Here is a 20,266-nt window from a genome sequence, read left to right as displayed (position 1 = left end):
TTACTTCAATCTAACGGGGTCGGTAGGTGCAATAAAACGACTTTCCTGTGTAGCAGCCAAGTGTTCGCTATCTTGGGAAACTATTTTAAAGCTAAAAGTCATATTGCGACTGGTGATTTTATCAGGGCTTAGCTCCAGTCGTACAGGTACCATTTTGACTTCACCAGTAGGGACGATGACTTTGGTTTCCTCTGATAGTTTTATTCCGGGAATACCACTCACTGTTACTTTAAAAGGATGGTCGTGCTGATCCATATTGCCAATTTTCAGCATATAGACATTTTCAATGGTGCCACGGCTAGTTTCATTGTAAAGGGTGTTGCGGTCACGGGAAATTTCCAGCGTCACAGGCACTCGGGTGAGTAAGGTATAGCTGAAAAAACCACTAATTATTAACAGGGCAGATAAGTAACCCAATAAACTTGGTCGAAGAATTTTGGTGGCTTTACCGGCTAGACTATTCTCAGTGGTATAGCGAATTAGCCCTTTGGGATAATTCATTTTTTCCATGATGTTATCGCAGGCATCAATACAAGCGGCACAACCAATACACTCATATTGCAGGCCATCGCGAATGTCTATCCCCGTGGGACAAACCTGCACACACATTTGACAGTCAATACAGTCACCCAAACCTTTGGTTTTATAGTCGCTGTCGCGTTTTCTAGGGCCTCGGGTTTCTCCCCGGTTAGGGTCATAGGAGACAATTAAGGTGTTTTCATCAAACATCACACTTTGGAAGCGCGCGTAAGGACACATATAAATACAAACTTGTTCCCGTAACCAGCCTGCATTGCCATAAGTGGCCAAGGTGAAAAAGCCGACCCAAAAATAAGCCCAGGAGTTAGCTGCCCCTGAAACTAGATCAATCACCAGCGTATTAATGGGGGTGAAATAGCCAACAAAGGTAATTCCTGTGGCTAAGGAGATCATTAACCAAAGCGTATGTTTAAGAAACTTGCGGCGAAATTTACTAATGCCCATTTCGGCTTTATCTAATTTCATCCGCTTATTGCGATCACCCTCAGTAATTTTTTCAGCCCACATAAATACCCAAGTAAATACACTTTGTGGACAGGTATAACCACACCAGATACGACCAGCTAATACAGTGATAAAAAATAGGCCAAAAGCACAAATAATTAATAAGGAGGAGAGGAGTATCATATCTTGGGGCCAGAAGGTAACACTAAAGATATGAAATTGACGGGCGGGCAAATCAAATAAAATGGCTTGGCGATCACCCCATGGTATCCAGACTGTACCAAAATAGAGAATAAATAAAAAAGCACCGCCAATTATACGTAAGTTGCGGTACACACCCTTAAACGCGCGAGTATAGACTTTTTCACGCTTTTGATAGAGGTCAACAACTTCTATTAATTCGGATTTGTCCGGTTTGACTTCATTTATAGGAGAGGTACTCATCAGGCATTACCGGTAACTGGTTAGAGACTGTAGTTAGTAATGGCAGAGAACGCCTAAAATATGGCTGTAGGAATTTATTATTAGAATAGAGGGAATGACCAGCTTCGATACTACTGGTCATTCAAAGGCTTTATTGTTTGTGGGACAGGCTATAAATATAGGCCGCCACAACATGAACCTTATCAGGCCCCAGGATTTTATCCCAAGCCGGCATTACCCCGTTGCGACCATTACGTAAGGTATATTCTATCTGAATTTGACGTGAGCCATACAGCCAAATATCGTCAGTTAAATTAGGGGCACCTACGTCGGTTTTACCTTTACCATCATTGCCATGGCAAACAGCACACTGAGTTTGGAAAGCTTTTTCACCTTCGGCAAGCTCTTCAGCACTGGCTGATACTTTCAAGCCAGCCAGGTTTCGTACATAGCTGGCAGTATGCTTGATTTGCTCAGGTGTTAATAAAGCACCCCAGGCAGGCATTTGGCCATTTCTACCTTTTAGTAGTGTCTCTTTAATTTTGTCTGGGCTACCACCATGAATCCAATCATTATCGGTCAGATTTGGATAACCATAAGCGCCTTTGGCATCAGAGCCATGGCAAATTGCGCAGTTGCTGGCAAAAATGCGTTGCCCAGTGGCCACCGCTTTAGGAATTTTTGCAACCTCTTCGATAGATAGTTCGGCATAGCCCTCAAACAGCTTGCCATATTGGGCATCGGCTTTTGCCACTTCGTGTTTTAGCTGACCACGAGCTGTCCAGCCGTAGTCTCCAGATTCTAGGCGATCAGACCTAAATTCCAAGCCATCTTCTTTAGAGTATGAAATTAAGCCCCAAGCGCCTTTCCATAACCCTGGATAAAGAATCAAATAAAGGGCAGCAAATACGATGGTGGCAACAAATAGGTTAAACCACCAGCTGGGTAAAGGGTTATCGTATTCTTCGATACCATCGTAAGCATGCCCAGTCGTTTCTTCCGTTAAGCTAGTACGATGTTTGCGGCGGGTAGCAAATAACACAATAATAATTAACCCTAAGCAGGTTAGTGTCAGTACAGCTATCCAGCCTTCCCAAAAGTCACTTAAATACTGGTTAATCTCGATCACGGCTCATCTCCTGAGTGTTGCCTTGTTTTTTTTCAGGCTCATCAGCAAAGGGTAAGTTTGCAGCTTCATCAAAGTCTTTTTTGCGACGGTGGCTATAGGCCCACAGACAAATGCCAATAAAGGCTACCATCGCAAATATTGTGGCCAGGCCACGAAACGTGTTGATATCCATAACTAGTTAACATCAACTGGTTTGGGTTTTATTCCGGTGACGCCCTTAGGAATAGCAGTACCTAGCCCTTGTAAATAAGCCACTAAGGCATCCATCTCAGTCTTACCTTTGACGTCATCCTGGGCATTGGCTATTTCTTCATCGGTATATGGAACACCCACTTTTCTTAAAGCACGCATCTTGTCGGCTGTGTGTTCACCGGTGAGAGTGTTGTCATATAACCAAGGGTAAGCTGGCATGACGGACTCAGGCACCACTTCACGAGGGTTATTCAAATGTTGACGATGCCAGTCATCGGAGTAACGGCCTCCTACTCGTGCCAGGTCAGGACCGGTACGCTTAGAACCCCACAGGAATGGGTGGTCATATACGCTCTCTGCCGCTAATGAATAATGCCCATAACGCTCAGTTTCGGCTCGGAATGGGCGAATCATTTGAGAGTGGCAGCCAACACATCCTTCACGGATATAAATATCACGACCTTCTAGGCGTAGTGGGCTGTATGGTTTGATTTCAACCTGCTGGATATTACCTTTGCTATCAGTGTAACTTAGCAAGTTGGTATTCAGCTCTTTAGAGAAGAATAAGGGAACAATTTCAACCAAACCGCCAAAGCTTATAGCTACTACGGTCAGGATCAGCATCAAGCCTAGGTTTTTTTCTACAATCTCATGGTTTTTCATTCGTCTGGTGCTCCTCTACTTAAGCCATTTGTGCTGCAGCTTTTGCTTTGGCAGGGTTAGCATCAGCAACTGTTTTCCAAGTGTTGTATGCCATCAGGAACATGCCTGCGAGGAAGAATGCACCACCAATTGCTCGAACTATATAGCCAATTTCACTGTTTTCTACAGATTCAACAAAGCTGAAGGCCAGGGTGCCATCAGTCTGGTTAGCAGCGCGCCACATAAGTCCTTGAGAAATGCCGTTCACCCACATAGAAGCGATATAAAGTACAGTACCAATTGTGGCTAACCAGAAGTGGCCATTGATCAGTTCAACACTATACATTTGAGCTTTGCCCCAAAGCTTTGGAATCAAGTGATAGACAGCACCAATAGAAATCATGGCTACCCAGCCCAAAGCACCAGAGTGTACGTGGCCAATTGTCCAGTCAGTGTAGTGGGATAAGGCATTCACGGTTTTGATTGACATCATGGGACCTTCAAATGTAGACATCCCATAGAAAGACAAAGAAACTACCAAGAAGCGAAGGACTGGATCAGTACGCAGTTTGTCCCATGCACCTGATAGCGTCATCATACCGTTGATCATTCCACCCCAGGAAGGTGCTAACAGGATGAGTGACATGATCATACCTAAACTTTGTGCCCAGTCAGGTAGTGCGGTGTAATGTAAGTGGTGAGGGCCGGCCCAGATGTAAAGGGAAATAAGTGCCCAGAAATGTACAACAGACAAGCGATAAGAATAAACTGGACGGCCAGCTTGTTTGGGTACGAAGTAATACATCATGCCCAGAAAGCCAGCAGTTAAGAAAAAACCAACTGCATTATGGCCATACCACCACTGGATCATCGCATCTTGTGCACCAGCGTAGGCAGAATAAGATTTAAATAAATTAACCGGTACTTCCATGCTGTTAACCACATGAAGTACAGCGACTGTTAGAATAAAGCCTCCATAGAACCAATTGGCTACATAAATATGCTTGGCTTTACGCTTCATGATGGTGCCAAAAAAGACGATCGCATAAGTGACCCATACGACAGTAATGGCAATATCAATAGGCCATTCTAGTTCGGCATACTCTTTAGAGGTAGTAATACCTAGTGGCAGGGTGATAGCTGCGGCGACAATAATGGCCTGCCAGCCCCAAAAGGTAAAAGCAGCCAAACCATCAGATATCAACCGAGCCTGACAGGTTCTTTGCACTACATAATAAGAAGTTGCAAATAAGGCGCAGCCACCAAAAGCAAAAATGACGGCATTGGTATGTAATGGACGCAAGCGACCAAAACTAAACCACGGTGTATTTAAATTTAGTTCAGGGAAGACGAGTTGGGCGGCGATTAATACACCAATGCCCATCCCGACGATGCCCCAAACCACCGTCATGATGGCAAACTGGCGTACCACCTTATAATTATACTCTGAGTTGTTTGTTGCTGAGCTCATGTTACAGGTTCCATCACTAAACGCGGAGTAGGGGTGGAAATACCACTGAGGCGGTAGGAAGTATGACTTAGCCCACTTGCAATAAAGCAAGTAAACCTAAGAAAAAGTGTTGGCCATAACAAGCTGGTCAGACAACCCATACAACACCGACCTAATACCAGGCTAATACTGTGTATATAGTTTAGTGGCTGATTATTAAATGTGCTGCTTATGTAGAACATAGGCAGCGTGCCGCGAGGATACGTGCATGCCATATTAGCTGTCAACATGCAATGCCCTTAGTTAGGGTTTCAATTACTGTAATCAGCGAGTAAATTTGACTTAAATCAAGACAGCTATTGTCGGATAAAACTGTAAGCTGCCTTAAGACAAGTCTTATTTGGAAGTAAAGCAAATGAAACAACGTTTTTCCTGTGGCGAAGTGATTTTTAACCAGCCTGACTCACCAATAGCCTTGTGTATTTTAGCTCATGGTGCAGGAGCAGGCATGGGTAGTGAATTTATGCAGGGATTAGCAGCAGAGCTGGAAATGCAACAGATACTAGTGGCTAGGTTTGAATTTCCGTATATGCAAAAGACAACACTTGATGGCAAGCGGCGACCACCGGATCGAACGGAGCGGTTAATAACACACTGGCAAACAGTGACCTCTGAATTAGCTCAACAGCAACAACTGCCGTGCTTTTTAGCGGGGAAGTCCATGGGGGGGCGGATGGCGATGAGGGTACTTAATCAGCTTGATCAGGCTGTGGCTGCTATTGGGTTTGGTTACCCTTTTTATGGCAGAGGGAAAAACCAGCAGCCTCGTATCGAACCATTACAGGCCCTGCAAAAATCGGCGCTGATTATTCAAGGTACCCGTGATCCTTTAGGTAATGCCGAGCAAGTGGCAGAGCTACCTCACTTTAGTAAGCTTCAGTTAGAGTGGCTGGAGGATGGCGACCATGACTTTAAGCCCCGTAAAGCGTCTGGCTTTACGCAAACTCAATATATCGCCACTGCAGCAGAAGTAACCAGTCATTTTATTCGACAGCAATTGAAGAGAGTTAAAAGCTAGTGGATATGGGGTAACGGGTGTTGGTGGTAAAGCTAAAGCCTCTTGCGTAATACTTCATAATCAGTACACTCGGCAGCTTTTTTCTAATCTAATTAATGAACTGATCAACCATGCTTAATCAATTGTTACTGTATTGCCGCTCAGGCTTTGAAAATGAATGCGCTGCAGAAGCCATGGCCAAAGCGGAAGCAGTTGGTTTAGCAGGTTTTGTGAAAGCGAAACCAAGGCAGGGTTGGGTATTACTTAACTTGTATCAACAAGATGGTGCCTTGCCATTACAGCAGCAACCGTTTAACCAATGGATTTTTGCAAGGCAATGGGTGGCTTGCTTGCCATTGCTGAATCAGTTACCAGTGACTGATCGGATTACCCCAATTGTTGATGCAGTTAAACAACTGCCTTTGTGTGGTACTGTCCAAATCGAAACCCCTGATACTAATGAAGGTAAGTCAGTGCAGTCACTGACTCGTAAAATTTCTGCGCCGTTAATTCAAGCGTTGAAAAAAGCTGGATGCCTAACTAACAAAGAAAACAGCCAAAAGCCGACTTTACATGTTTTCTTTATCTCGGGAACTAGTGTGTTAGTGGGAATCTCTCCAGCTAATAATCATAGCCCCTGGACCATGGGGATTCCGCGTTTACGGTTGCCTAAGCAAGCACCCAGCCGGGCTACCCTTAAATTAGAAGAAGCTTGGCATACTTTTATTCCAAAACCACAGTGGGATCAGCAACTGGCCCCAGAAATGACAGCCGTTGACTTAGGCGCAGCGCCTGGCGGGTGGACCTGGCAATTGGTTCGCCGGGGGATTAAAGTCTATGCAGTAGATAATGGTCCAATGGCTGAAGATATTATGGCTACTGGTTTGGTAGAGCATGTTCGAGCCGATGGCTTCACTTATCAGCCAAAACAGGCTGTCGATTGGCTGGTGTGTGACATTGTGGATAAACCAGCACGAGTGACCGCTATGGTTTCTCGCTGGCTCACCCAAGGTTGGTGTAAAGCCACTATCTTTAATTTGAAACTACCTATGAAGCAACGTTGGCAAGCAGTGGTACAAGCAAAAGCGGCCTTAATGGATGCACTACAACAGGCTAATTTAAGCTATCAGATTCAAATACGGCAGTTGTATCATGACCGAGAAGAAGTGACTGTATATATAGGCCCTTAAACTTTTCAACATGGCTAAAGATTTACCTTTTATGTGCAGGGTACAGCTTTAGTCGCTTAGGATTACGACTTTTTCTTCATGAAGTAGCATAGGCTGGATGTTGGCCACTAATGCTTGGCGTTTTTCTGATTTCTGCCAATTTTGCCAGGATTGCACATTGTCCCATTGGGTAATAATGACACGGTGATTAGGCTGCTGTAGGTTTTTTAATGTTTCACAACCAATAAATCCAGGTGCCTGTACGACTTCCTGAAAGGTTTGTTTTACGAAATTTTCGTAGTGGCTGGTCAGGTCACTGTCTACTACTCGTTCAATGATAACTTTGATCATAGAGAATATCTTTTTTAATCTTTTGGTTTTGCACTTAGCGGTATTTCTAAAGCCAGTGTAGTATTTAAATGTAACAACTACTTAAAGAATTATTGCATAAATAAGGCAGGTTGTTGGTAATTAGTTAAAAGCTGTGCTAATTGTAAAGTAAGACACATTATTTTTGCAGTACTTTGAGTTAGCGCTAATGCCGCAGTACCAGCGATCTATCAATATTGCTTCATCATCTCCTGAACCTCTATATCCTTGGACATATGCAAAATTACATTGGCAACATTGGCTTCCGGATGATCATGAGGCGAATATCCCAGGGTTACGTGCTAGTTGGATGAATATCCCGCTTGACCAACAAAATTTAGCTGCTTACGCCGAAATTTGTGGGGTCAACCTAGTGACTGATGTTGCTTTTCTCGGTGATAGGGGGTGGTATAGCCATGAAATTCCGCCTTTGTATTGGCTATCTCTAACTGCCCCAATTCAGATGCAGTTACTGCAAGGGGATAACTTACCTTTATCGTTACTCTTCACTCGTTTAACGCGGGTAAAGGTATTAGCAAAGAAACATCTAAATAAACAGACTGCGATCGATTTCCAGTTTTTTTTAATATCAGTTGAGCCTTCTTCCCTCGGTTGCCAAGTCACCTTGTTAGTGAGTGCAATAGCTAACTATGAAACCATTTGGCAGGCAGAAATAGGTTATGTTTGCTTGGGTCGGCAAAAGCATACTGAAACTTTTCGGCAACGGCAGTGTTACCAGAATGCCCAGTTGCTGAAAATTGGTTATTGGTATGTGCCTGCTGATATGGGGCGGCAGTTTGCCCGCATTTCAGGGGATTATCATCCGCTCTATGTGTCTTCACTATTTGCTCGATTGCTGGGGTATCGACGGGATGTTGCTCAAGAGTTATGGCTATTGGCAGCAGCACTTGCCCACTTTCCCTTACCTCCCCAGCCGTTTACCTTGGAAGCAGAGTTTGGTGGCCCTGTTTATAATGGTAGTAAAGTGGACTTGGTTGGACTGCAAAATCCTAAAGGCTATCACTTGCAATTGATGACACCAACCCAACAAGCACCTGTGGTGAATGCCAAGGTTGAGGTTTGTTAAATTATATATCGGGTGTTCCTAAGCTAAATTATTGTTACACTATGGGCCAACCATTGAAGACCAACACAGGGAGATGGAATGGCCATAAAAGCCGACTTTCAGTTAGATACCTCTGGGCTTTGTTGTCCTGAGCCAGTGATGTTATTGCATAATAAAATCCGTGATATTAATGCAGGAGAGGTGCTGGAAGTAGTGGCAACAGATCCTTCAACTACTCGTGATATTCCAAAGTTTTGTGCATTTTTAAATCATGATTTAGTTGCTCAGGACGAGCGGGAACAAAAATATTATTATTATATTAAAAAAGGCTAAATAATTATTTAGCCTTTTTTGATGTTATTTGAATAGCCATTTAGACTTACTTATTTCTTTTTTATTTTCCGTATACGCCACTAAGTGTCTACTAATAATGAAAAAGCAGCCATTGCTTCAGGATCGTTGGATTTAATTTTATTGGCAATGCGATGATGGAAAAAATATTTAAAACCAGGGTGGTTTTGTGCAGCAAACAAGCAAGGATCACCTGGTAGAACGGGGGTAGATTCCACTTTATTATCATCAATTAACATGGCTTGAATACGCCCATTGTGTAAAAGGCGCCAACTTACCACTTCCACTAGGGAAAAACTGGCAAAGTTATTGTAAGTGATAATTGCATGGGTGCCGATACTATCAGGAATTTCATGCACCACATCATCGGGTTTTTCAAAAGATGCTTCGTAATATTCCGCTGAACTTTCCAGCTCAACAATTTTATGTAGAGGCGCTTCAAAAAATATTTCATCAATCCCTGCGTCATAATATCCCTCCCAATGACCATTGAGTGGGTCGTTCAATTCATCGCAGCTGACAATATCATTCAACCAGGGAACCATCGCGACCACTTCTCCATTGGCCCGCAATGCCCAGCAGAGAATTTTCATGCTGAACAGTTTATTGGGATTGGAGTCATTGCTATAAAGCATTTCAAGACCATCTAACTCAGGCGCAAGACGAATGAGTTTTCGGGAATCCTGACTAGCGACAGGCTGGCGGGTGAAGATATCGATGACATTTTCGCTGGGCTTTTTGGCTTGGAAGGTACGCATAGAAGACCTCATCCTGCTGCAAAGAGTGATTGACCGGCCTAATACCGCATCCCTGCAGGTTGGCTACAACATCACTCAGGCTTTGCTACTACAGTTTCAGTATAGTTAGTGACTGACTGCCCTAGCAAATTGCAGTGAGTTGCGCCACTGGTACTGTAAGCAAAGACAATACCAGTTAAGTTATCGGCTAGATTTAAGCCTAACTTCTAATAGTAATAATTACGTTACATTTTGGATCATTAAAAAGCAATCAAAGTTTCAATCACTTAGCTGGGGCATAAGTTGGCATTGCCGCAATAGTTGCTGCCAGGCTCTAGCATGACGTTTTGTCGCTTGTTCAAAAGTATTAAGTTGTATCGCTGGTTGATTAGGCTGGCCAATCAACTGGTGTTTAAATCGAAGCCAAACCGGGTTGTTTGATTGGGCTGAGAGCTGTTGCAATAATCGTTGCATGGCTTGTTGCCACTCAATTTGCAATTGGTTGAGATGCGCCAGGTAGGGCTGAATTTCGCCAATGTAAAATTTAATGAAAACGGTGTTTAAAATTTTGGCTCGGGGGGTTGGTTTGCCTTGTGGGCAAAGCGAGTGGTGATTTTGTTGTTCTAGCCAGTGGCTCACCGTTGTTAACGTGGTAATGGCTAGCAGGTTCGCCTGGTTGAGTTCACCTAGATAACGACGCTGATACAGCTGTTTAAAATGTTGATCCCAATCAGCTTGGGAGGCTAATTGAGCCGTTTTATCAGGTAATTGCTTCGCTTGTGCTGTAAAAAATGCTAACGCTGAGATAGTTGCTTCTGAACGACTTTTATCTGGCGACAAAGGTGGGGTGCTGAAACTCAAGGAAAGTAGCATCTCATCAGTGGCGAAAATGCTGTTCCATAGGGTCGCAGGAAGTGCTGCAGTTTTTTTTTGTTGCCAACCCTGAAGTTGCTTGACTAATTGGCTGTCGGTTTGGGTTTCGGGGTGTTGTAAACAGTGGTCAAGTGCATCAAGCAGTGCAATTTCAAATAAAAAGCGATGATTTTCGACTAATACCTTACCTAAAGCGCTGTTGCGCTCGGCGAGTTTTTGGGTGAGTAGTTGACAATGAGTAATGGCTAATACATCAAATAGGTCCAGCCGAACTTCAGGTAATGCAAGTCGTAATATTCGCTTATCTAGGTTGAGTTTCAGGGGCTTTAGATTGAGTGGCTCATCATCTATGTCTAAGGTCCGGGCAACGCGACTGAGGTAATTGTCCATCATAGCGTTGGTGCTTGATGATTGGTTACAGCTGGATAGGCTTAATATGATGAGCAATAACCCGCTGGCTAATAATAATCGATAGAACCTGTTTAAGGTCTGTTGCGCCATATTTTGTTGTTGTATCGGCTAAACTATAATTCCAAAGTAGACACTGTCACTCACATTAACGCAACTACTTAATCAACAGGTTTAAATTAACTCGGTCAGAGAAAACTGATGGCGATTGAGATTCAGTTCTGGTTGATAATAATCCAATAATTGTTGGGTAAATAATAGGGCTCTACTGGGTAAACCATTGTTTAAATACTTAAGGGTTTCCTGGTATATTGCCTGCTTAAATGAAGTGGTATCTATGGTTGGGCCAGAAAGGTTATCGGCACTAATGAAAAACCGAATACCAGCCGCTTTTGAAAAAATCCATTCCAATGCTTGGGGCTTACTCTCCACTTGTTCAAAGGCTTTTTGTTGTTGTTGACTACGACCATCTGGCTGATACCAATAACCATAATCCACTAATAAACGACGTTTGGGGCCTGCAATACACCAGTGGGCAATTTCATGAAGGGCACTGGAAAAGAAACCGTGGGCAAAGATAACTTGGTGTTGGTGGCTATCTTTACTTTGCGGCTGATAAAGTGGTTCATCATCACCCTTTATTAAAATGGTATTTTCACTCTGTTGAAAGCATTGATTAAATAGCCTGATTAAATCATCACAACGATGTTGAATCACACTAGAGTTGTCGCTGGTTACAGGTTGTTCAATACAGTTATTCATGATGGTCATTGCAAAGATTGGTCTAGTCGCAATAGTAAAATGGCCGGGAATTATAACACAATCACTTAATACTGGTAGAAATGGTTAATGAGCTGGCTATTTCAAAATTGCCTCAATAAAAGTAGTAAGTGTGTCGATATTACCTGGGAGTGTACTATAGTTGTCTGAAATTTAACTTAAAGGCTGTTGAAATGAGCAAGCAGACAGCAAAAGCTATGTACTATTTGATCTTATTTTATTTTGCGCTAGGGCTTATTTTGCTTGCTTTTATCTTAGTATATCGTGAAGGAGTGGATGGGGTTTTTCCCAGTTTAATCAGCGGTATTATAGGGTATAATTTGTTGGAATACCTGGAGGAAGTGTAACAAAATATGTATTGTTTAATTGAGATAGGCTTGTCAACTGAAGAACTAAGAATTTTATTGGGTTTAATGAAATAATCCATATTGTAAGCAACTTTTTCTTGGGGATTTTTATTATAAGCTGCTTATTTGATGGGTTTGTTAAATTACTAAAAATTAAAGTAAATACTCCGTTGCTATTTCTAGCAAATATTTTGTTGTATGATGCTTATAATGCTAGTTCCCGAAGAGTAAGTTTTGGCTACAGTTAATGTGTTGTGCATTAGATAAAAGTCGACATATTATCTCAAAAATCTGTAAAAAGCTTGGAGAATATTTTAAAAAATCAACTCCCTTATTCAATACTGAGCAGTCAGCTAAGTGTTCTGGTTACCCATAGAGATGTGACATCAAGATACAGTTAAACCAAAAGCCAATAATAGTAAGTATAAATGGTGTCCCTGTGCTAGTGTTTTGCAAAAAATTTTTTGAAATTTGTGTGTTTGCTGAGGGGGTACCCCCAAACCTGTTAATTTTTATATAAAAATTAACAGGTTTATCCTAAAAAAATAAATCACTTAGGTTTGTACTACACATCATAAATATTCTTTATTTTCTAATCTTTTGTTCGACCAATAAACTTGTAAACAACTGCACCAAGGCAAGCCCCAATGATAGGTGCTAACCAAAACAGCCACAGTTGAGCGATAGCCCAATCACCAACAAATAATGCAACCCCTGTACTACGAGCAGGATTTACAGATGTATTGGTTACAGGAATACTAATTAAGTGTATTAAAGTAAGGCAAAGGCCAATAGCAATTGGAGCCATCCCTTGCGGTGCCCGTTTATCAGTTGAGCCAAGTATAACGAGCAAAAACATCATGGTCATTACAACCTCAGTAATTAAAGCTGAAATTATTGAATAACCACCTGGTGAATGCTCTGCATACCCATTAGATGCAAAGCCTGCTGAGACATCAAAACTGGCTTGGCCACTGGCAATTAGGTATAAAACACCTCCAGCAACAGTAGCTCCCAATATTTGAGCAATTATATAAGGCAGTAGTTGATTTGCAGGGAAACGACCTCCCACCCATAGCCCGATGGAAACTGCTGGATTGAGATGACAACCTGAAATATGACCAATTGCATAGGCCATAGTCAGTACTGTCAAGCCAAACGCAAGAGAAACACCAACCCAACCAATACCAACACTTGGAAATGTTGCAGCTAAAACAGCACTCCCACAGCCACCAAAAACTAACCAGAATGTTCCAAAAGACTCAGCAACATACTTATTCATACAAATTTCCTTTGTGCCGCTATTTATGATTTCTACAGATATTTAGCTATATCTGCTAGAATAGTTAAATTAATTGACACTTAATTTAACATTTATATATTTTGTGCATGGGGAAGTATAAATATTTTTTTTATATGTGACAGCAAAAAGTGCATGTTAAAACTCTATATTTAATGCGATTAGATCACACTTATTCATTTTTTTACCTACTCTCTTTCTCATGCTTTTCATAAATTAGCTTCAAGTGCTTCTCCATAACGATAAATTTAACCAAAGATGATTTTTACTATTTTATGGTATAAGTAATAAAAAAATGTGGAAAATTCCTGTCGTAATTCATTGATTTATTTGCTTCAAGTTACGGTTAGTTTTTAATTGGTCGTTTTGTATTATAAAGAGCTTCACTATTTGTTTGAATTTGCATGTCTCACTGAAATAAAGTCTTGTTGCATGGTGGTAACGGATATGATTTGCATATTATCATTTTTATAAATTACTTTGACTCGAATTTAATGGTATTGATTAATCTAGAGAATTTATATGCTAAATATTTTTAATGTTAGAAAAATAATTATGAGATCAGTTAAAATTTAAAAATAAATATTTTACCTAAGACTATTTCTATATAGCATTTCGAAATAATGCTATCAGAATAACAAGTGTATGAGTTCATTTTTTTAATCAGTGTTGTTTTAAATTATCGCCTAATGAATCTTGTTCACATTCTTGCCTTTAAGGTCTGTATAAAATTCGCTCACTCAAATTTATTCAAACAATTAATTTAAGGCAAGGACTCAACGATGAAAGCTCGCTATCTACTCTCTCTTACCATACTTGGTTTATCGATTTCAGCCGTAAATGCTGAAGAATATCAGCCACTGAAGTCTGGCAGCGGACTTTGTCTTGATGTCTTTAACGCTGGGGTAGCGGATAAGACTCCTGTCACTCCATTTAGCTGTCATGGTAGGGCTAATCAGCAGTGGCTCATGGATAGTTTAGGGCGGCTTCATCCTAAGAATGCACCTGATAAATGCTTAGAAGTAGGGCGTCATGTTACCTACAACAAAACCGCTTACATTGCGCGGTGTAACAATGAAATTTACCAACGTTGGAGTTGGTCAGGGAACAGCATACACAACCAAAGTAACCCTTACATGGTGCTTGATTATTATGCTGATCGTCAGCTAATCGGAGCATGGCAGTTTCATGGAGGACCAAATCAACAATGGGAGTGGGTTAAGTCAGAGAAGCCAACAACCACAACAAAACCTAAGAAACCTATACCAACTGATGACGTACGCAACATCATGCTTTCTGTCAATATATGGGGAGAATACAATAATCGAGGCTGGGAAGGTCAAAGCAAAATTCGCGAAAAGGGTAATTTTAAGCTTTATAATGCTGTCGTATATTTAGATCAGGTTGAAGGCTATGATTTAGGAAATGATGAAAAATATCAGCCTAACCGTTCGTTAGACCCAAGCAACCTTATGACTCGAGCCTCAATATCTCATATACACGATATTAGAGGAGAAGCACAAGCTAAACAGCACAGTAAACAACTGTTAGCCTTTTTCAAAGAATATGTAGGTACAATTGTACAGAAAGAAAAACGTGCTTATCCTAATAAAAATCTACGTTTTAGTTTAATGGTTCACGGTCACGGAGGCCCTAATAAAGGAAGCCTGTTTGAAAGTAGATTATTTCCAGAAGATGCGAGAGAGCTTCTTACTTATATAAAAACAGTTTCAGGTCAAAAGCTAGCTATGCTTGATATAGCCACCCTATGTAATGAAGGTTTTTGGGCTAATATAAGTAACTTTGCACCTTATGCTGATTACATACTTGCTTCCGAGTTTCTATCAGGAGGATTGACTAGCTCTGGTAAATTTGTGTCTGAAGCTCATAGTATCCCTGAAAAATACTACCCTGAAGCATTTAATAGTGAATTAAGTGTAAGGGAGATAGCTGTTAATCGACTAAATAAAGTCGAAAAATACACTTATCCTTACTATAACAAAAGGGGTAAGCATACTATCACCACTCAGCAATCGAAAAGTTTGTTTGACTCAAGTAAAGTAGATCAATTTGTATGTAGTTTAAAAGGCATTCAAGGTGATTTAGTGCCAGAGAGGCATCATGATGATAGAAATGTACATGATGTTAAAAAATATCTTTTAGCATTAAAAGCTCATGGAACAAATGGCCAAAATAAAATTAACGGAGCTTTAAAAGCATACGATAATTTGGTTATTCATCATGTTACCAATGAGAAGGCTATGCCTGAAACCTGGTCAAAATACCGTAGCTATGGGTTATCAATACTAAATACTCACTCTTTATTTACCAACCCAACAGGTAAAGATCTTTTTGAAGCGTTCACTGAAGTGATGCACCGAAAGCCGCAGTGCAAACAGTAGACTAAACCTGAAATTAAAGGGCCATTCAAAGAGTGGCCCTTTTGCAAAAAACTGGTTAGCTTATTGTATGATAGTTAACCAGTTTTCATTATGTAAATCAATCACCTGGGTTTTGCTGCACAAGCCTATCTTGTGGTATAAGGTGGAAGCTGTGTATTCCACCCCTTCAGCTAGCATCTAGAAACTGCAAGGTTTTTAATATCTTGAAGGGGTTCATTTAATTTAAATGTCATTGGTCCTATGGGTATATCCCAACTCAATACTAAAAGTGCCTTAACCCACTGATAATTAACCACAGAGATATATTGTCACTTCGTCACTGTAGGGGGACATGATCAATACTTTTTCAAAGCGCCTAAGAATTTTATCGGTATTGAGCTGAGTATTTTGCAATATTCCACAATAAGCGCGAAAGGACAGAGTAACTGAGAGGAGCGGTGGGGGAAGAGCCACCCAGGCATCTCTGTTATCATGATAGCCGTCTTGAGCAACAATCATTTCATTTAGTGATGGAGAGGTATTCACCGGTATTTTATCAAATTGTTAAGTATTTATCCTTATATATGAGATATGAATACAACTTTTTTTGTTTGTCTGTTTAAATTACAATCTTCAAACTTCGAGATTCTATATTGCCGTTTTCTGCTTTTTTCTAATTTAAGAAGTATTAAGGTTAATAATATCCCGATTTACTTTGATCAAGACTAGATTGTAGTTCTCTTGTTATTAAGTGTAATAAAGTTAGTTTTATGTATATTCGCTTAGCTCAAATAGGAAGTAATATTGTTACAAATAACGATCAAGTACAATATTATCACTATCAATGTGTAAATGACTTTTTAGCTGATGCTTTAGATACTGATATCATTATTATTCAAAGCAATAATGATATTATAGAAAATGCTTGTTCTATTAGAAAGATACCAAAATTTCGATACACTTTGCTATTATCAGAAAGCATTTGTGATTTACCATGTGCTAAGCAATTAATAGATGGTCACTGGTCTTCTCTAAATGATGCAATTAAAAGCTTGAATATAAAGGTAAACAGAATAGCACAATTACCAAATCGAGAACAAAAAGGCTCTATTTATTCATTCGCATCTTACTTATATGTCAATAATGGGATGAATATAGCTCCAGAACGGAATCTATCGCATCCGACACTATTTACATACCCTATTCTTGATTGTTTCTTTGAAAACCAATCACAAAACAAAGTAATAGACGAGTTGAGTAAATTAAAAGTTATTCAACCACTAGAACTTGTAGAACGTCTTCGATTGTGCCCTAACTGCGATGATGCTCATCTTAATTACGTTGATCAATGTCCTCAGTGTCACAGTATTGATATATCAACAGAAGTTTCAATTCATTGCTTCATTTGTGGCCATGTTGATAATCAGGATCATTTTGTAAACAGATGTGGACTTAAATGTCCCAATTGTTTACATAAATTAAAGCATATTGGAACTGACTATGATCGTCCTATCGAAAATTTAAGATGCGCTCAATGCTCAAACTACTTTGTTGATGGTGAAGTAGTTGCTAAATGTATGGTATGTGACCGAAAACATACACCAGAAAACTTAGAATTAAGATCAATTTACTCACTCTCTGCAGGGTCTAATATTGAGAAAATACTTTTTAGTGAGGACCTAACTGAGCAAACAGCTCAGTTAGGTGAAGTAGTTGGATTTAAGCATTTTACTTGGCAGTTAGACTGGGCTTTAAAGTTGGCTAGCCGCGGTTTATTTTTTGCTAGTTTAGTAAAGTTGCAATTTGATCGCCATAATGATGACCTGCAGAAATTTGATAAAAATAAAGAACTACGTTTCAAAGAAGCATTTATTAATCGATTAGCAAAGCAGTTTCGGGTAACGGATATTATTACTCAAAAAGATGAGCTTACATATTATATACTGTTACCTTGCACAACTGATGAATTGTTAAAAATTGTTCTAGAAAGAATTCACACTTTTGTTGATTCAATCGTAGATGAAGAAAGTAAATATTTAGATATCAAAGTGAGCGTTTTGAGCTTAGATAAAGAACTTTCCATAAAAAATAAAGTGTGTGAAATTTTTGAAAAATTAATATAGACGGTTTAGGTTTGTCATGTTTGACTCGCTACAATATGTGATACTAACATCAGTAGAGCTTTTAGTATACATAATGAAAAATAAAAATATAGTAGTTACAGTTCTACCAATATTTTTTATATTTGAAATCCCTTTGAATTTGCTAATTATTTTCGGCGCAATCACTTGGTTTAGGCAGAAAAAAAGCTTAATAATAACCAATTTTTCACCCCGTGTATCGGTAATAATCACTTGCTATAGTGAAGGCAGGGATATTGAAAAAACGCTTATATCATTATGTGAGCAAGTATATAGTGCTGAAATTGAAATTATTGCTGTAATTGATGGGGCTTCTTCAAATAAACTAACTTGGTTAGCAGCAAGTGAGTTTAGAGAAAAAATTAAAAACTATCCTTTCCGCAAACTGATATTAATTCCAAAGTGGCAAAGAGGGGGACGTGTATCTACTCTAAATGCTGGTTTATCAGCAGCGACAGGTGATATTATTATTAATGTTGATGGAGATACCTCATTTGATAATGATATGGTATATCGGATCACTCAACATTTTTCAGACCCAAATGTTCCTGCTGTTGGAGGAGGTCTCAAAGTAAGAAATTATCAAACTTCAATTATTACAAAAATGCAAGCTATAGAGTATATGCTATCGATTCAATTAGGAAAAACCGGGCTTGCTCAATGGAATTTAATTAACAATATTAGTGGTGCATTTGGAGCATTTCGTCGTAGCTTTATACAAAAAATAGGTGGTTGGGATACTCATACAGCAGAAGATCTTGATTTAACAGTGCGCATTAAACAATATATGAGTCGTTGGCCGCAATTACGAATACCATTTGAACCATTGGCAGTAGGACATACTGATGTTCCTCATAATTTAAAAACACTACTATCACAAAGATTACGTTGGGATGGAGACTTAATGTTTCTTTATTTGAGAAAACATAAGCATGCTTTCTCTCCCTCCCTGTTAGGCTGGAAGACTTACTTGTACACTGTCATATACGGTGTTATGCAAAATGTCATGATGCCCTTAATCATTGTAGGATATACACTTTATATATCATTTCACTATTCTTCTATCATAGTTGCCTCAATATTTATAAATATATATTTATTATACCTTTTGATTACAGTTATATTATATGTATTTTATTTAATATTGATTTCAGATGCTCAAAAAAAAGATGTTAAGCTAGCTATATTTCTTATTATATTTCCTTTGTACTCTTTATTAATGCGATTTTGGACTGCTTTTTCAATTATCAATGAACTATTCAGAAGAAGCCATGAAGAAAGTGGAATGGCCCCTTGGTGGGTATTAAAACGTGGTAATAGATTTTAGTTAAAAGTAGTAATTAGTCAATGAAAATAAGATTTACTCCAGCAAAAGAAAATAACCCTGACTCTGAGCATGGTTTAAAGGTTGCGTATGGGTTAGCAAAGCGTAGTGGATATAAGATTCGCTGGTTACTAATACTTTTTATAGTTATTAGTCCAATTGTTTTTGCAGTTTGGCAATGGCTATGTAATGATGTTTTAATCACTGCCCCTGGCATTATAACAACAGAAGTAATTGAAGTAGGAAGCCCATACAAGGGAATCATTGATGAAATTTATGTGAAAAAAGGGGAAAAGGTATCTAACAAACAGTTATTATTAAAAATAAATAATACACTACTCAATAGTAGGATAAAAAAACTACAAGAACAATATAAGCTACTTGATAAAAATACTCTAGAGAACAGTAATAATATTTTGAGTAAACAAAAACAAATTATTGAATTAAATAAAGCGAATGTTGAAGATCAACAGAAATTAGTTGAACAGTATAAACAATTCGTGAAAAAAGGTGTGGTATCTTTGGAGGAAACCTCTACCATAACTCAGTCATATTATAATGCGAGAATTCAATTACAAAATGCATACATGAAGTACCAAAAATATATTAATTTACAGAATATTGAGCTGAAAACAGGCCCTATCGTTGCAAAGAAAGCAGAGCTTGAACTTCATATTGAGGAAGCCATTGCCCAACAGGAAATGTTAAAAGTCCAGGCAAATATGAAAGCGTCAGTTGTTGATATTTTAGTCAAGCCAGGTGTAATGGTGACCGAAGGCCAATCCTTATTACTGTTATCTCAACGCAAAGAACCAATCGTTCATGCTTTTTTAGATCCCAAGTATATAGAAAAAGCTAGACCAGGCTCACAAGTTACTATTTTAATGCCTGATGGGAAGTCTGTTTTAGGTGAAGTTAGTAACCAGGTTAATTTAACTACAAGGCTTAGATCAACTTTAGCTAGCCCATTTGATAATAATAAACAAGTATTGAAAGTTGAAATAGCTTTATTAGAGCAATTACCTCCAGGACTTTATATTGAAAATCTGCCTGTTAGGGTTAAATTTCCTTTACTATTTAATAGATGATAGATGATAGATGATAGATGATAGATGATAGATGATAGAGGAAAAACTGTGTCGC

General features: G+C 39.4%; 20 protein-coding genes. 9 read left to right on the top strand and 11 right to left on the bottom strand.

Annotation, left to right across the window (positions count from 1 at the left end; translation table 11 throughout):
- The 5 genes from ccoG to ccoN form a co-directional block, all read right to left on the bottom strand.
- Complete coding sequence (ccoG, locus tag G4Y78_RS16845) at positions 1 to 1,428, bottom strand: cytochrome c oxidase accessory protein CcoG (protein ID WP_163834128.1); 1,428 nt, start codon at positions 1,426 to 1,428, stop codon at positions 1 to 3.
- 130 nt (positions 1,429 to 1,558) lie between these two features.
- On the bottom strand, positions 1,559 to 2,536 hold the full coding sequence (ccoP, locus tag G4Y78_RS16840; RefSeq protein WP_230425605.1) for a cytochrome-c oxidase, cbb3-type subunit III: 978 nt from the start codon (positions 2,534 to 2,536) through the stop codon (positions 1,559 to 1,561).
- Positions 2,523 to 2,708 carry a cbb3-type cytochrome oxidase subunit 3 gene (locus G4Y78_RS16835; RefSeq protein ID WP_163834127.1) on the bottom strand — a complete coding sequence of 62 codons (186 nt, stop codon included), beginning with the start codon at positions 2,706 to 2,708 and terminating at the stop codon, positions 2,523 to 2,525. Before G4Y78_RS16835 ends, ccoP begins: the two co-directional genes overlap by 14 nt.
- 2 nt (positions 2,709 to 2,710) lie before the next feature.
- Positions 2,711 to 3,391: a cytochrome-c oxidase, cbb3-type subunit II gene (gene ccoO / locus G4Y78_RS16830; protein WP_163834126.1), complete on the bottom strand. Its 681-nt coding sequence runs from the start codon at positions 3,389 to 3,391 to the stop codon at positions 2,711 to 2,713.
- Positions 3,392 to 3,410: 19 nt separating this feature from the next.
- Complete coding sequence (gene ccoN, locus G4Y78_RS16825) at positions 3,411 to 4,841, bottom strand: cytochrome-c oxidase, cbb3-type subunit I (RefSeq protein WP_163834125.1); 1,431 nt, start codon at positions 4,839 to 4,841, stop codon at positions 3,411 to 3,413.
- Between the two features lie 394 nt (positions 4,842 to 5,235).
- Here ccoN and G4Y78_RS16820 point away from each other — a divergent pair, with 394 nt between their 5' ends.
- Both G4Y78_RS16820 and rlmM read left to right on the top strand, forming a co-directional pair.
- Complete coding sequence (locus G4Y78_RS16820; RefSeq protein WP_163834124.1) at positions 5,236 to 5,898, top strand: alpha/beta family hydrolase; 663 nt, start codon at positions 5,236 to 5,238, stop codon at positions 5,896 to 5,898.
- A 110-nt stretch (positions 5,899 to 6,008) separates the two neighbouring features.
- Positions 6,009 to 7,067 carry a 23S rRNA (cytidine(2498)-2'-O)-methyltransferase RlmM gene (gene rlmM / locus G4Y78_RS16815; RefSeq protein ID WP_163834123.1) on the top strand — a complete coding sequence of 353 codons (1,059 nt, stop codon included), beginning with the start codon at positions 6,009 to 6,011 and terminating at the stop codon, positions 7,065 to 7,067.
- A 48-nt stretch (positions 7,068 to 7,115) separates the two neighbouring features.
- Here the strand turns inward: rlmM and G4Y78_RS16810 are convergent, their stop codons facing one another.
- On the bottom strand, positions 7,116 to 7,397 hold the full coding sequence (locus tag G4Y78_RS16810; protein WP_163834122.1) for an antibiotic biosynthesis monooxygenase family protein: 282 nt from the start codon (positions 7,395 to 7,397) through the stop codon (positions 7,116 to 7,118).
- Positions 7,398 to 7,584: 187 nt separating this feature from the next.
- Here G4Y78_RS16810 and G4Y78_RS16805 point away from each other — a divergent pair, with 187 nt between their 5' ends.
- Both G4Y78_RS16805 and tusA read left to right on the top strand, forming a co-directional pair.
- Positions 7,585 to 8,502 carry a hotdog family protein gene (locus tag G4Y78_RS16805; protein WP_163834121.1) on the top strand — a complete coding sequence of 306 codons (918 nt, stop codon included), beginning with the start codon at positions 7,585 to 7,587 and terminating at the stop codon, positions 8,500 to 8,502.
- 78 nt (positions 8,503 to 8,580) lie between these two features.
- Positions 8,581 to 8,814, top strand: a complete 234-nt coding sequence (gene tusA / locus G4Y78_RS16800; protein WP_163834120.1) for a sulfurtransferase TusA — start codon at positions 8,581 to 8,583, stop codon at positions 8,812 to 8,814.
- Positions 8,815 to 8,894: 80 nt separating this feature from the next.
- On the opposite strand, the gene G4Y78_RS16795 is transcribed toward tusA, so the two are convergent.
- From G4Y78_RS16795 to G4Y78_RS16785, 3 genes are all read right to left on the bottom strand, one after another.
- A complete protein-coding gene (locus tag G4Y78_RS16795) occupies positions 8,895 to 9,590 on the bottom strand; it encodes a hypothetical protein (protein ID WP_163834119.1) in 696 nt (231 codons plus the stop codon).
- Between the two features lie 258 nt (positions 9,591 to 9,848).
- Positions 9,849 to 10,835 (bottom strand): DUF3080 family protein, encoded by a 987-nt coding sequence (locus G4Y78_RS16790; RefSeq protein WP_163834118.1) that lies wholly within the window; start codon positions 10,833 to 10,835, stop codon positions 9,849 to 9,851.
- Positions 10,836 to 11,024: 189 nt separating this feature from the next.
- A complete protein-coding gene (locus tag G4Y78_RS16785) occupies positions 11,025 to 11,612 on the bottom strand; it encodes an elongation factor P hydroxylase (protein WP_178124465.1) in 588 nt (195 codons plus the stop codon).
- 191 nt (positions 11,613 to 11,803) lie between these two features.
- Here G4Y78_RS16785 and G4Y78_RS16780 point away from each other — a divergent pair, with 191 nt between their 5' ends.
- On the top strand, positions 11,804 to 11,977 hold the full coding sequence (locus G4Y78_RS16780) for a hypothetical protein (RefSeq protein ID WP_163834117.1): 174 nt from the start codon (positions 11,804 to 11,806) through the stop codon (positions 11,975 to 11,977).
- Positions 11,978 to 12,569: 592 nt separating this feature from the next.
- Here G4Y78_RS16780 and aqpZ read toward each other — a convergent pair.
- Complete coding sequence (gene aqpZ, locus G4Y78_RS16775) at positions 12,570 to 13,259, bottom strand: aquaporin Z (RefSeq protein WP_163834116.1); 690 nt, start codon at positions 13,257 to 13,259, stop codon at positions 12,570 to 12,572.
- 800 nt (positions 13,260 to 14,059) lie between these two features.
- Between aqpZ and G4Y78_RS16770 the strand changes: the two genes are divergently transcribed.
- On the top strand, positions 14,060 to 15,679 hold the full coding sequence (locus tag G4Y78_RS16770) for an RICIN domain-containing protein (protein WP_163834115.1): 1,620 nt from the start codon (positions 14,060 to 14,062) through the stop codon (positions 15,677 to 15,679).
- Between the two features lie 288 nt (positions 15,680 to 15,967).
- Here the strand turns inward: G4Y78_RS16770 and G4Y78_RS30815 are convergent, their stop codons facing one another.
- A complete protein-coding gene (locus tag G4Y78_RS30815; protein ID WP_222937515.1) occupies positions 15,968 to 16,204 on the bottom strand; it encodes a hypothetical protein in 237 nt (78 codons plus the stop codon).
- A 224-nt stretch (positions 16,205 to 16,428) separates the two neighbouring features.
- On the opposite strand from G4Y78_RS30815, the gene G4Y78_RS16765 reads away from it, so the two are divergent.
- From G4Y78_RS16765 to G4Y78_RS16755, 3 genes are all read left to right on the top strand, one after another.
- On the top strand, positions 16,429 to 17,781 hold the full coding sequence (locus G4Y78_RS16765) for a TackOD1 domain-containing metal-binding protein (protein WP_163834114.1): 1,353 nt from the start codon (positions 16,429 to 16,431) through the stop codon (positions 17,779 to 17,781).
- Positions 17,782 to 17,854: 73 nt separating this feature from the next.
- Positions 17,855 to 19,126: a glycosyltransferase family 2 protein gene (locus tag G4Y78_RS16760; RefSeq protein WP_222937514.1), complete on the top strand. Its 1,272-nt coding sequence runs from the start codon at positions 17,855 to 17,857 to the stop codon at positions 19,124 to 19,126.
- A 20-nt stretch (positions 19,127 to 19,146) separates the two neighbouring features.
- Entirely contained in the window at positions 19,147 to 20,211 is a 1,065-nt protein-coding gene (locus tag G4Y78_RS16755; RefSeq protein ID WP_163834112.1) for an HlyD family secretion protein, read from the top strand.
- The last annotated feature ends 55 nt before the right edge of the window (positions 20,212 to 20,266 follow it).

Origin of the sequence: Spartinivicinus ruber (genome assembly GCF_011009015.1) — a bacterium.
Lineage (GTDB): Bacteria > Pseudomonadota > Gammaproteobacteria > Pseudomonadales > Zooshikellaceae > Spartinivicinus > Spartinivicinus ruber.
Note: the sequence above shows the minus strand (reverse complement) of the source record. Positions and strands in the feature narration are given on the sequence as shown.

Bases quoted from the DNA above. Each gene is read 5' to 3' on its own strand.
- G4Y78_RS16755 (WP_163834112.1), top strand. From the start codon at position 19,147: ATGAAAATAAGATTTACTCCAGCAAAAGAAAATAACCCTGACTCTGAG.
- rlmM (WP_163834123.1), top strand. From the start codon at position 6,009: ATGCTTAATCAATTGTTACTGTATTGCCGCTCAGGCTTTGAAAATGAA.
- aqpZ (WP_163834116.1), bottom strand. From the start codon at position 13,259: ATGAATAAGTATGTTGCTGAGTCTTTTGGAACATTCTGGTTAGTTTTT.
- G4Y78_RS16770 (WP_163834115.1), top strand. From the start codon at position 14,060: ATGAAAGCTCGCTATCTACTCTCTCTTACCATACTTGGTTTATCGATT.
- G4Y78_RS16780 (WP_163834117.1), top strand. From the start codon at position 11,804: ATGAGCAAGCAGACAGCAAAAGCTATGTACTATTTGATCTTATTTTAT.
- G4Y78_RS16835 (WP_163834127.1), bottom strand. From the start codon at position 2,708: ATGGATATCAACACGTTTCGTGGCCTGGCCACAATATTTGCGATGGTA.
- ccoN (WP_163834125.1), bottom strand. From the start codon at position 4,841: ATGAGCTCAGCAACAAACAACTCAGAGTATAATTATAAGGTGGTACGC.
- G4Y78_RS16795 (WP_163834119.1), bottom strand. From the start codon at position 9,590: ATGCGTACCTTCCAAGCCAAAAAGCCCAGCGAAAATGTCATCGATATC.
- tusA (WP_163834120.1), top strand. From the start codon at position 8,581: ATGGCCATAAAAGCCGACTTTCAGTTAGATACCTCTGGGCTTTGTTGT.
- G4Y78_RS16805 (WP_163834121.1), top strand. From the start codon at position 7,585: ATGCCGCAGTACCAGCGATCTATCAATATTGCTTCATCATCTCCTGAA.
- G4Y78_RS16820 (WP_163834124.1), top strand. From the start codon at position 5,236: ATGAAACAACGTTTTTCCTGTGGCGAAGTGATTTTTAACCAGCCTGAC.
- G4Y78_RS16810 (WP_163834122.1), bottom strand. From the start codon at position 7,397: ATGATCAAAGTTATCATTGAACGAGTAGTAGACAGTGACCTGACCAGC.
- G4Y78_RS16785 (WP_178124465.1), bottom strand. From the start codon at position 11,612: ATGAATAACTGTATTGAACAACCTGTAACCAGCGACAACTCTAGTGTG.
- G4Y78_RS16765 (WP_163834114.1), top strand. From the start codon at position 16,429: ATGTATATTCGCTTAGCTCAAATAGGAAGTAATATTGTTACAAATAAC.
- ccoG (WP_163834128.1), bottom strand. From the start codon at position 1,428: ATGAGTACCTCTCCTATAAATGAAGTCAAACCGGACAAATCCGAATTA.
- G4Y78_RS16760 (WP_222937514.1), top strand. From the start codon at position 17,855: ATGAAAAATAAAAATATAGTAGTTACAGTTCTACCAATATTTTTTATA.
- G4Y78_RS16790 (WP_163834118.1), bottom strand. From the start codon at position 10,835: ATGATGGACAATTACCTCAGTCGCGTTGCCCGGACCTTAGACATAGAT.
- ccoO (WP_163834126.1), bottom strand. From the start codon at position 3,391: ATGAAAAACCATGAGATTGTAGAAAAAAACCTAGGCTTGATGCTGATC.